This window comes from Streptomyces bluensis, assembly GCF_014650715.1.
Classification (GTDB): Bacteria; Actinomycetota; Actinomycetes; order Streptomycetales; family Streptomycetaceae; genus Streptomyces; species Streptomyces bluensis.
In genome coordinates this window covers 307,983-319,755 of sequence record NZ_BMVM01000007.1, presented here as the reverse complement: position 1 = coordinate 319,755, position 11,773 = coordinate 307,983, and the positions used below count along the sequence as shown (strand labels likewise).

The window sequence follows — 11,773 nt, the reverse complement described above, 5'->3', positions numbered from 1 at the left end:
GTGGCGAACAGGCCCTTCTTGAGGTCGGTGCCGAGTTGCTCGGCGAAGTAGTGCGCGGACAGGTACTCGCCGCGGTTGGTGAAGGAGTCGAAGTCGGTGCTCATCGTGCGGTGTCCCCTGCGGTGGCGGCGTGCGGTTCCAGGACGGCCAGCAGGCGCAGCATCGGTTTGCCTGCTGTTTCAAGGGACTTGACCAGGCTCAGGCGGCGGCTGGCGGCCAGGTCGACATCCTGCTTGTCGCGGCGTGTGCCAGCGAAGAGGGCTTCCTGTTTCCAGTGGGTGACGCGCTTGCGGTAAGGAGCGAGCGTCTTATCGATCTGGAGCTTGTAGTCCTCTTCCCTGCTCTTGAGGAAGCGCTCGGCCTCGTCGATGGCGGCAGGCACGAGTTCGGTGAGCCTCGGCAGGTCACGCGGAGTGGCGCGGCCCGGCATATTCGGGCCGACGCCATAGTCCTCCAGCAGCTGCGCGGTGAGCGGCTTGGTATCTGGGGTGTCGGGGAGACCGGTGACGGCCATCCACTCGATGACGGTGGGGCGGCCCACCGCGTTGGAGTAGATGCCCTGGACCAGGAAGACCGGGCGGTCCACGGCGGCTGCGAGCACCGGCGCCTGGTGACGGCCGACCTGCACGAGCACCTTGTCGGTGAGCCAGTCCAGCACCGGGTGTACATCGGTCACGTAGGACACGTTGGGCCACTGCGACTTGGAGGAATCCCGCGCAGCCTTCAGCCGCGCACTGGCGAGCGTCTTGGAGAAGGTGATGCGCATCCGGCCCTTCTCGTTCTTGCGCGGCAGGATCCGCTGCTCGTCCAGGTACGACTTGGGCAGCGACTTCAGCCGGTACAGCAGGTCGCGCGGGGGCTCGAACGCGATCGTGCCGTCCTCGTAGCGCAGCAACGACAACTGATCCTCGGGATTGGGGTGACAGATCTGCCGAAGCGCTTCGTCGAAGTAGTCGGCCGTGGACCGGAAGAGCTTGGGGACCACCGCGCGGGGCACCTCGGGGTGCTCGGAGACGGCACCGACCTGACCGAGGAGGCCCGTCAGGAAGGCAGCACCACTTTGCTGGGACTGCTTGATCGAATCCTCGACGGTTCGGCCGGCGATCAAGTCCTGAGTGAGGCGGTTCTCCTCCTCCTGTGCCCGGTACAGGGAAGTGACGGCCTCAGCCGACCCCTCGATCTTGTGTGCTTGCTCCTCGCGCTTCAGGAGCTTCTCGCCGACCAGACGGTCATCCAGCGTGCGCGGCTGGCCGGTGGCTTCGTCGGTGCGCCACGGGACGTCGCTGGTGAGGATCAGCGCCCGGAACTGGGGCTGGTGTTCCTGTCCGTAGCGGTCGATGCGGCCGTTGCGCTGCTCGATGCGGATCAGGGACCACGGAAGGTCGTAGTGGATCAGCAGGTGGCACTGCTGGTGCAGGTTGACGCCTTCCGAGGCGACGTCACCGGTGAACAGGATGCGCACCGGGTCATCTCGCAGCCCGAACTTCTCGACGATGTCGGTCTGTTCCTCGTCGGTGGTGGCATCGCCGTGCATGACCTGCACCGCTCCGCCGAAGCCCAGCCAGGACTTGCTCTCGTCCGTACTGGCGCTGCGGGGAAAGCCCAGAGCCGTCGGCACCGTCTCAGCCAGCCACTTCAGGGTTGGGATGCGTTCGGAGAACACCACGACCCGGGTGTCGGAACCGGGTCCGACACCCATCGCGCGCAGCTCCTTCAGCAGCGCGGCGAGTTTCGCCGAGTCCTCGTCCTGGATCTGCTCGGCAAGAGCCTGCAGTTCGACCAGAGCGGCTCGCTCCGCCTTGCGGGCCGCTTCTCGGACGGCGGGGTCGACCGGACGCGTCTTGCGCTTGGCGTTGGTGGCCGACTTCTCGGCCGACGGCTTGTCCAGGTTCTTCAGGCGAGTCTTGATGGTTTCCAGCAGGGCCCGGTGCGAGGACAGGAACGACTTCAGCAGCTGGTAGGGGACGAGCGGATAGGTGCTCGCGGGCGGCGCCGCAGGGTCGGCGGGGATCCAGCGCGAGGCCAGCTCCTTGAAGACGGCGAGCTCTTTTTCCCCGGCCGGCACGTGCAGGGGCTGCGAGGGGCCACGGTCCGCCCACGCGCCCTTAAGCCCTTCGCGCACCTCAGGGGTCGTCTTCGTCCGCCGGATGTAAAGGTGCTCGAGGTCCTTCACCTCGTACTTGGACGGATCGGCGATCGCTGCCTCGTCCAGCATCTTGATCAGCTCGGCGAACGAGGCAGCGTCGCCGTTGTGTGGTGTGGCTGAGGCGAGGACGAGGGCGTCGGTCTTCTGCGCCAGCAGCCGGGCCAGCGCATTGTTCTTTGTGCCCCGGTTGACGAGGTTGTGCGATTCGTCGATGACGACCGCATCCCAGTCGGTGTGTTCCAGATGATGGGCGTAGACATCACTCTTCAGCGTGTCCACGGAGATGATCGCGCGCTTGAAATAGGCGAACGGATTGCGTCCCGCCGGGATCTCCTGCTGTACGCGTTGGATGCCGGTCGAATCCAGTCGCACGAGCGGGATCGCGAACCGGGTCCACAGCTCACGTTGGAACTGCTCCAGCACATGCTGCGGGGTGACCACCAGGATCCGCTCACCGCGCCCGCGCCGGATGAGCTCGGCCAGCAGCACGCCGATCTCCAGGGTCTTACCGAGGCCCACCACGTCCGCGATCAGGATCCGTGGTTGCGGGTTCTTCATGGACAGCGCCAGCTCCGCCGGCCGCAACTGGTGGACCTGCTGGTCCATCAGAAAGCCGTCGCAGAGGGCCAGGCCGTGTTCGGTTTGCGGCAGATACGTCTTGCGCATCACCGCTTCGAGGAACAACCGGGCCCGCCGGTGGTTGGGGGAGTCGTCGGCCACGAGCTGTGTCTCGCGGGGATCGAGTACCTGGATGTCGTCCAGCCGGTCGTAGAACACGGCGTCGGTGCCGCGGACGAATGAGGAGACGCCGGTGACTTCGACCATCCACCCGTCATGCCGGGTGTTGGTGACCTTGCGTACCAGCCACAGTTCGTCGCGGATAAGTACCTGAGCCCCTGGTGCGTAGCCGGCCGACGACCGGCCATGTCCGCCCGCTGGTAGCTCGTCGGGCTTCCAGGCGTCCCACACTGCATCGCCCTGGCCGCCCGCGGCCCCAGTCTCGACGCTCAACGTCCGCTCCGTTCCATCACCGGCAGCACCGGCTGCCGCTCATCGTTCAGCAGATACATACGGCGCCGGGCCCGGCGCCGTACACACCTGTCGCATCAGCTTCCCACCGGGCACCGACAGCGCCCGTCGTCAGAGTTCCGTCCCCGCTGCGTAGGCCGCCCGTAGCTCCCCGGCCACCCGCTCGGACGCAGGTGGCCGCCGGGGGCGAGACGGAGGCGCAGGCTCCTTGTGTGCACTCGCGGGCGGTTCGGCCGACGAGCCCTGCTGGTCCTCGTGTTCACCTGCCTCGGCGGCTTCGCCTGCTCCCGGTGGGGCATCGAGCGGGCTGGCTGGCGTCTCGAAAAGCGCAGCCTGCTCGGCGATCACCTTCTCGACCGCCGGGGACAAGGGCTCGACGGACGACCCTGATGCCTGCCCCGTCGTGGAGCGCGCGATCAGGGCGAGCCGCGCGTCCGCCGGCGCCATCCCCGAAGCCGCCATGATCCCGGCGCACGCGTCCGCGACGTGATCGAGTGTCGGTCGGTCCTCCGGCGCGTAGGCGAGCATCGACTTCAGCAGCGGCACCAGTTCAGAGGGAACGCAACTGAGATCCGGAGCGATGCCGACGTTGGCGATCTGAGCAACGATGGCTTCCCACCGCGACCCGTCATACGGGTAGTGCCGGGCAGCCGCGTACAGCAGAACCGTCCCGAGGGCGTACACGTCAGCGGCCGGCGTCACGTGCGGATGGCCGCTCGCCTGCTCCGGTGGCATGCAGCGCACTGTGCCGATGATCATGCCGCTGTGCGACAGGGACTCCTGGGCGGCATCAGCGAAGGCGCTCAGCCCGAAGTCGATGATCATGGGGCCTTCGCTTCCCATGATGACGTTCTTCGGTGTCAGGTCCCGGTGCAGCAACTCGGCGCGGTGCACGGCATCCAGGCCCTCTGCCAGCAAGGCACCAAGGCTGGCCACCAGCGGAAGCGGAAGGGTGCCGTCGCTGTCCACGCAGGCCAGCAGCGTTCGTCCGGCCACGTACTCCATGGCCAGCCAGGGCCGGTCTGCGTACGGGTCGGCTTCAAGGAACCGCGCCACCCGGTTGGTGCCCACCACTGTCCGGGCGATCAGTGCTTCCTTCTCGAAGCGCGCCCGCGTCACCGGGTCCAGCTTGTCGCTGCGGATCACCTTCACCGCTACCGGGGACCCCGCAGGAGAGTACGCAAGGTAGACCTCACCCATGCCGCCCGAGCCGAGCTCCCTTGCCACCGTGTAGCGGCCGATCAGAGTGGGGCTCTTGGTCATGAGCTCAGTCCACGCCCTTCCTCGCACGCACTGCCCGATTCACGTCGCCCTCAGTTTGCCTGTTATCTGAACACCCCTGACAACCAGCCCCGCTCCCGAAGGCAGCCCAGGACATGACCATGATCTGCGGGCCGAAGCGCTGGGACGGACCGAAGGCCGACATTGGCTTGAAAATGGTGATTGAGTGGCGCGGATCACCGGGCATGCGATTTTCGACGCGCAGCACGGTGCCACCTCCTGACCGGCTCCACCACGTGGCCATGGCCGGCGAGTGCCTCCCCGCCGCCGGCCCGTCCGTTTCCCCGGTTGCCCCACCCTGGACAAGAGCGCACCCGTCCCGTCCTGGTGGTTCGAGGCCGTCCGCGCCTGGCTGACCATTCGACAGCCGACCAGCCGCTGACCGTCCTGAGCCCCGAGTCCTGGCAAGGCGAGCGCGCCGACCGCTGGAGGACCAGGTTGGCTGGGGAGACCGCCGCCCGTGCCGCTGTGAACGCGATTCTCTTCTGCCCCCGGTGGCCTGCGCACCTGCTGGCACAAGGGCGCGGGAGCGGACCGCTGGTCTGGTCTGTGTTCGCTGTCAATTGCCCTCGAATGGATGGCAAGGGACATCGGATTCGCCCACGGCAGACGCGAAAGAGCCCCGAAGGACTGGAACCACTCCTGGCAGGCATGCCAACGTACAACCTCCCCGGAAAACACCTAGTCAGAGACGCTTCTAGCGGTACGGAAGCTGTCTCGCGCCATGGTCCCTACCAAGGAGGCCCACCTGCCGAAATCCGCACTTCGCTCTCTCTGTTTCCCCCGCTCCGCTCCTCTTCGCGCTCGGCGCGATGAATGCGTGGACCGCTCAGACGAAGGCGGACTACGCCGCGCTACTCCACGGCCCTGTGCCTCAGCGCCTGCGTTGCCAGACCTTTCGGTGAGGACCTGGTGCACCCGGATATCGCCAAGACCTGATGGTGCTTGCATCGCGGCCCACCCAGGTACTGACACTCGTGGCACCGCCCAAGCCGTCGGTGCCTCCGGGCGCGTTATGACCCGCAACCTCAGCCGATTCACCGAGGCCGGGCTCGTGGCCGTGCTCGAAGACGACGTGCACTCCGCGCTCAGGTCCTACCGACTGGCCTCGTAGCTATCGGATGCCGGGCGGAATATAGGCCACGATCCCCGGTTACCGAAACCGGGGATCGCGCGGACTATTGAGGCTGTTCGTTCTTGGCTGTGCTTGGCGGTGGAGCCATAGCGGATAGTGCCGCCAGTTACCCAACCCTGATCGGTAGTGGCGGCGTTTCAAAGACATGCCCCCTGTTCGAGGAGAGTGATTCTTCTGCCGGATCCCATCAAGAGACTTCCGCCGAACTCGAAGGGGAAGGTTCGATACCAATTTGTTGTGGACGTAGGGATCGACCTCGAAACTGGTAAGCGTAAGCAGTTGAGGCGCACCTTCGACTCGTTGAAGGAAGCCAAGGCTGAGTATGCGAACATAACTAATCGACGGCATGAGGGGTCTCTTGTGCCGCCCAACAAGATCACCGTGAATGAGTGGCTCGACCGATGGCTGGCCATGAAGGCGGAGGACCTGGAAGAAACCACCATCTACAACTACAGGATTACCCTGGACCGAGTTCGGGGGAGGCTCGGCAATATCCGCCTCCAGGACCTAACTGAAGAGCACGTGGAGGAGTGGAGGGACTGGGCGCTGACGCATGGCCGTGTGCGCGGAAAAGGGGCCGGGACGCCACTCAGTGTCACAACTGTGGATATGAGCCTTGCCCGGTTGAAGGAAGCGCTGGGGAGAGCTGTTACCCGGCGACTGGTGTACGTGAATGTCGCAGCGCACGTATCCATTCCTCGAAGGGCGCGCAAGGAAGAGCGGAAGACTAAGGAGGAGGTCCTGCCCTGGAATGTCCAAGAGGTTCAGAAGTTCATCCATGGGATCAGAGGCGATCGCCTATACGCTGCGCTCCTTCTTTCGCTGATGGGGCTTCGTCCGGCCGAGGTCTGCGGCCTCCGGTGGGAGGACGTCGACTTTGAGAACGCCACGATCGTTATTGCCAACACGCGCACGATGATGGGAAATCGGCACGTGGTGGAGAAGGACACCAAGTCCCTTGCGGGTGAGCGGGAGCTGCCGTTGCCGGGTCTCGTGCTGGGTGCCCTCAAAGCGTTCCGGGCTCTCCAAGCTGAGGAGAGGCTAGCGCTGGGGGAGGCGTACACAGTTTCTGGCTACGTGCTGGTGCACGAGGCGGGCGATGCCTTCACGATCAAGCAACTCCGCCGGCGCGCGTACCGGCTCATGGAGCTTCTCGGGCTCCGTCGCGTCAGGCTCTACGATGCGCGCTCGTCGTGCCTCACCTTCCTGGCCAACAACGGTGTCCCGGATCACATCCTCGCGCGATGGGCCGGGCATACAAATATCCAGACGACCAAGCGGTGGTACGTCAAGCCGGACGTAGAGGATCTTCGCGGAGCCGCCACGACTTGGGATGACATGCACGGGTTTGGTGGAGAGGGGTCGTGACGAAGGGGGGAAGACTTGATCGTAGTGACTGAGGGAGGGGTAGGCGCCGCGAGGACCCACTGGCGCCGCGGAGATTATGTACCTTGACTTTCGTCGGCAGGCCCGGCAGCGCCGGAGCGGGACAAGGCCCGCTAACCCACCCCGGCGATGTGACATCTCGTGACAGATGAGAGGCTCAGGCGGGTGAGTGAGACACCATCGAACACCCTGCAATACCGCTTTGACGGGCCAGAAGACGCTCCGGTCCTGATCTTGGGTCCCTCACTGGGTACCACATGGCACATGTGGGACCGCCAGGTGCCGGAGTTGTCCAAGCAATGGCGGATCTTCCGCTTCGACCTGCCGGGGCACGGTGGCGCGCCCGCCTACCCGGCCGGATCCGTCGCCGACCTGTCAGGCCGCCTGCTCGCCACGCTCGACGAACTCGGTGTGCAGCGCTTCGGCTACGCGGGTTGCGCGCTCGGCGGCGCCGTCGGGATCGAGCTCGCGTTGCGCCACCCCGAGCGCATCGCCTCCCTCGCGCTGATCGCGGCCTCGCCCCGCTTCGGCACGGCCGACGAGTTCCGGCAGCGCGGAGTGATAGTCCGTACGAACGGCCTCGACCCCATCGCCCGTACGGCACCCGAGCGCTGGTTCACCGGAGGCTTCGCGGCCGCGCAGCCCGCGATCACCGAGTGGGCCGTGCAGATGGTGCGCACCACCGACCCCGGCTGCTACATCGCGGCCTGCGAGGCGCTCGCCGCGTTCGACGTGCGGGCCGAACTCGGCCGCGTCGGCGTTCCCACGCTCGTCCTCGTCGGCTCCGACGACCAGGTCACCGGGCCCGCCGAGGCCCGCACACTGGTCGCTGGGATCCCGGACGCCCGCCTCGCCGTCGTCCCCGGCGCCTCCCACCTCGTCCCCGTCGAGCAGCCCGCCGCGGTCACGGACCTGCTGGTGCGGCACTTCTCGTCCGCCTGGCAGCCCGCGTACGACTCGACCACCGGCCAGGTCGCGATCCCGGCCGCCCTGGTCAAGCCGGCCCTGGCCGTGCCGCCGCAGTCCGGGCCCGTCGCCGAGATCGCCCCGGCCGCCGCGGCCCAGCCGGAGGCGGCGGGCAGACCCGACCCGTACGACGCGGGCCTCAAGGTCCGCCGCGAGGTGCTCGGTGACGCGCACGTCGACCGGGCGCTGGCCTCGTCGGACGAGTTCTCCGGGGACTTCCAGGAGTTCATCACCCGGTACGCGTGGGGCGAGGTCTGGAACCGGCCGGGCCTCGACCGCCGCTCCCGCAGCTGCGTCACCCTGACCGCCCTTGTCGCGGGCGGCCACCTCGAAGAGCTCGCCTTCCACACCCGCGCGGCCCTGCGCAACGGCCTCACTCCGGTCGAGATCAAGGAGGTCCTCCTCCAGGCGGCGGTGTACTGCGGCGTACCGGCCGCGAACAGCGCGTTCAAGGTGGCCCAGCAGGTCATCCGTGAGGAGACGACGCCCCAGGAGTGAGCCTGGAGCGGGCCGGGAGCAGACCGACCGCCCCCGCCGGGGCAGGATGGGCCCATGAAGCTCACGAAGAAGTCGCACGCTTGCGTCCGTCTGGAGAAGGACGGACGCACGCTCGTCATCGACCCGGGCGGTTTCAGCGAGGAGGACGCCGCGGTCGGTGCGGAAGCGATCCTGGTCACACACGAGCACCCCGACCACTTCGACGAGGCACGGCTCCGGGCGGGCCTGGAGAGCGACCCCGCCACCCGGATCTGGACCCTCAGGTCCGTCGCCGAGAGGATCTCCGCCGCGTTCCCGGGCCGGGTGCACACCGTCGGCCACGGCGACACGTTCACCGCCGCGGGCTTCGACATCCAGGTCCACGGCGAACTCCACGCCGTCATCCACCCCGACATCCCGCGGATCACCAACGTCGGCTACCTCGTCGACGGCGGCCGAGTCTTCCACCCCGGCGACGCCCTCACCGTCCCCGACCAGCAGGTCGAGACGCTGATGCTCCCGGTCATGGCCCCCTGGAACAAGATCTCCGAGGTCATCGACTACGTCAGGGAGGTCAGGCCGCGGCGCGCGTACGACATCCACGACGCCCTGCTCACCGACCTGGCCCGCCCGATCTACGACAACCAGATCGGCGCCCTGGGCGGCGCGGAGCACCTGCGGCTGGCACCCGGAGCGTCGGCGGAACTGTGAGGCCACCGGCCGCGGACCGTGTTGTCGGACCCGCCGGGTAGGTTGTGGAACATGCGCATCGCGACCTGGAACGTGAACTCGATCACCGCCCGCCTGCCCAGGCTCCTGGCCTGGCTGGAGAGCAGCGGCACGGACGTGCTGTGCCTCCAGGAGGCAAAGATCGCCGAGTCGGGCTTCCCGTTCGAGCAACTGCGCGAGCTGGGCTACGAGGCGGCGGTCCACGCGACCGGCCGGTGGAACGGAGTGGCGGTGATCTCCCGCGTCGGCCTCGACGACATCGTCAAGGGCCTGCCCGGAGACCCCGGTTACGAGGGTGTCGAGGAACCCCGCGCCATCTCCGCGACCTGCGGTCCGGTCCGCGTCTGGTCGGTCTACGTGCCGAACGGCCGCGAGGTGGACCACGCCCACTACGCGTACAAGCTCCAGTGGTTCGAGGCCCTCAAGGCGGCCGTCGCGGGCGACGCGGCGGGCAGCCGCCCCTTCGCGGTCCTGGGCGACTACAACGTGGCGCCGACGGACGACGACGTCTACGACGTGGCCGCCTTCGAGGGCTCCACCCACGTCACTCCCGCCGAGCGCGCGGCCCTGGCCTCCCTGCGGGAGTCCGGCCTCTCCGACGTGGTCCCGCGCCCCCTCAAGTACGACCACCCGTTCACGTACTGGGACTACCGCCAGCTGTGCTTCCCCAAGAACCGCGGCATGCGCATCGACCTGGTGTACGCCAACGAGCCGTTCACCAAGGCCGTGAAGGACGCGTACGTGGACCGCGAGGAGCGCAAGGGCAAGGGTGCCTCGGACCACGCGCCGGTGGTCGTGGACCTGGCGGTGTGACCCGGAGGAGCAGCCGCTACAGCAGCTTCAGATCCACCGAGTCCGCCAGGGCCGCCAGCCCCGCGTCGCCGGGGTGCAGATGGTCCCCGCTGTCGTAGGCGGGCAGCATCCGTGAGGGGCGCTCCGGGTCGCGCAGCACCGCGTCGAAGTCGAGCACGCCGTCGAACTCGTCCGCGCCCCGGATCCACGCGTTCACCGCGGAACGCTCCGTGTCCACGGCCGCCGTGCAGCGCGCCTCGCCCTCGCACGGCGCGATCGTCGCGGCCAGCACACGCAGCCCTCGCGCATGCCCACGGGCCGCGATCTCGCGCAGCCCGGCGATGACCTGGTCCGCGGTGGTGCCCCAGCGGACGTCGTTGACGCCCTGGAAGACGACGACGGTACGGGCGGAGGTCTGGGCGAGGACATCGCGGTCGAGGCGGTGCAGGGCGCTGACCCCGCCCGTGTCGGTCGAGACCCCGTCGCCCGGGTAGCGGTCGGTGACCACACGGTTCGCCGAGATGCCGTGGTTGAGGACCCCGTAAGCGGGCACGGCGTTGTGCCGCGGGCCCTGCCGCAGCAGTCGCTGCGCCAGCACGTCGGGCCAGCGGCGGTTGGCGTCGGGCGTGGACTTGTCGCCGTCGGTGATCGAGTCGCCGAGCAGCACCACGGACCCCGGCCCACCGCCCACGTCCACACCGGTGAGCAGCGGCCATGTGGTGATCGTCGAGGTGTAGGCCGCCGCCGAGCCGTCGCTCGCGTGGTCGCCCGGTTCACTGACGTACGAGGTCTGCATGGCCATCCGGTGCACGGGTGCCGCCGTGACCGTCCCCGGCAGGTGGAAGCTGACGAGCAGATTGGCGTTGGCGGGCACCTCGAAGCCGAGCGGATCGCTGAACGCCTGTGCCCCCGCCGGGATCTCGGTCCCCGCGGCGCCCCGGAACGACAGCGGTACGGGCGCGCTCCTCGCGGCAGCCCCCTCGGCCTGCACGGCCACGGTCGCGCTCCCGATCCGCACCGGCGCCGCCGCGAAGGTGTTGTCGAGCCGGATGCGGACCCGGGGTCCGCCCGCGGAGGTGTGCACCACGAGCCGCAGCGTCCGGTCCGTCCACGGCCCGACGGCCGTGTAGCCGGAGGAAGAGGCGGCCCAACTCCCGGTCCAGCCGGAAGCCATGGGCCGCACCGCCAGGGAGAAGACATGGAGGGCGGGGTTACGGGGCAGCGACACCGACGAGACCTCACGCCCGCGCACGATCGGCACCGTCACCACGTACAGCCGTGCCTTCTCGGCGAGCCGGCCGCCCGGCGTGTTGATGTGCGGCAGCGCCACCGCCTTCGTGGCGAGCGGCCCGGTGCGCCAGTCGGAGGCGGTCAGACGGTACGCGGAACGCGTACCGTCCGCGTACCGCACCGCCCCCGTACCAGCCGTCGTGGTGCCGCTCGTGCCCGCGACGAGGAACGCGAGCGCGTCGCCGCGCCCCCGCACCCGTACGGACTGCCCGTCGGCGCGTACGTTGTCCGGCTCGCCCGCCGTTCGGCGCGGCCAGGTCAGGCGGGCGCCCTGCACCGTCAGCGAGCGGCCGGGCGTCCAGCCGGCGGCGGCCAGATCCTGGGCCGACAGCGAGGCACCGGAGCCGTCGAAGTCCGCCTCGCCCGGCCTTGCGTCGTCGCTGACCGCGCTGTTGTCGAAGTGCCGCTCCAGCGGAAGCGGGCCGCCGCCGGCGGTGCCGGCGGCCCGGGCGGACGCGACCGGCGCGAGGGCCGCCAGCAGACCGAGCACGACAGCCGTACCCCACACGCGTCGACGCACTCGCGACCCCTCTCCCTGACCA

7 protein-coding genes are annotated in these 11,773 nt (G+C 68.4%); 4 read left to right on the top strand and 3 right to left on the bottom strand.

Annotated features, from left to right (window positions below):
• Positions 1–100 precede the first annotated feature (100 nt).
• Both IE262_RS20075 and IE262_RS20070 read right to left on the bottom strand, forming a co-directional pair.
• A complete protein-coding gene (locus tag IE262_RS20075; RefSeq protein WP_229877344.1) occupies positions 101–3,157 on the bottom strand; it encodes an SNF2-related protein in 3,057 nt (1,018 codons plus the stop codon).
• Between the two features lie 129 nt (positions 3,158–3,286).
• Positions 3,287–4,438, bottom strand: coding sequence for a serine/threonine-protein kinase (locus tag IE262_RS20070; RefSeq protein ID WP_189875291.1), 1,152 nt, complete (start codon positions 4,436–4,438; stop codon positions 3,287–3,289).
• A 1,279-nt stretch (positions 4,439–5,717) separates the two neighbouring features.
• Between IE262_RS20070 and IE262_RS20065 the strand changes: the two genes are divergently transcribed.
• The 4 genes from IE262_RS20065 to IE262_RS20050 all read left to right on the top strand — a co-directional run bounded on the left by IE262_RS20065 (position 5,718) and on the right by IE262_RS20050 (position 9,962).
• Complete coding sequence (locus tag IE262_RS20065) at positions 5,718–6,959, top strand: site-specific integrase (RefSeq protein ID WP_308432771.1); 1,242 nt, start codon at positions 5,718–5,720, stop codon at positions 6,957–6,959.
• Between the two features lie 183 nt (positions 6,960–7,142).
• Complete coding sequence (gene pcaDC / locus IE262_RS20060; protein WP_189875289.1) at positions 7,143–8,441, top strand: bifunctional 3-oxoadipate enol-lactonase/4-carboxymuconolactone decarboxylase PcaDC; 1,299 nt, start codon at positions 7,143–7,145, stop codon at positions 8,439–8,441.
• 54 nt (positions 8,442–8,495) lie between these two features.
• Complete coding sequence (locus IE262_RS20055; protein ID WP_134028199.1) at positions 8,496–9,131, top strand: MBL fold metallo-hydrolase; 636 nt, start codon at positions 8,496–8,498, stop codon at positions 9,129–9,131.
• Between the two features lie 51 nt (positions 9,132–9,182).
• Positions 9,183–9,962, top strand: coding sequence for an exodeoxyribonuclease III (locus IE262_RS20050; RefSeq protein ID WP_189875287.1), 780 nt, complete (start codon positions 9,183–9,185; stop codon positions 9,960–9,962).
• Between the two features lie 16 nt (positions 9,963–9,978).
• On the opposite strand, the gene IE262_RS20045 is transcribed toward IE262_RS20050, so the two are convergent.
• Positions 9,979–11,751 (bottom strand): SGNH/GDSL hydrolase family protein, encoded by a 1,773-nt coding sequence (locus IE262_RS20045; protein ID WP_189875285.1) that lies wholly within the window; start codon positions 11,749–11,751, stop codon positions 9,979–9,981.
• Positions 11,752–11,773 lie beyond the last annotated feature (22 nt).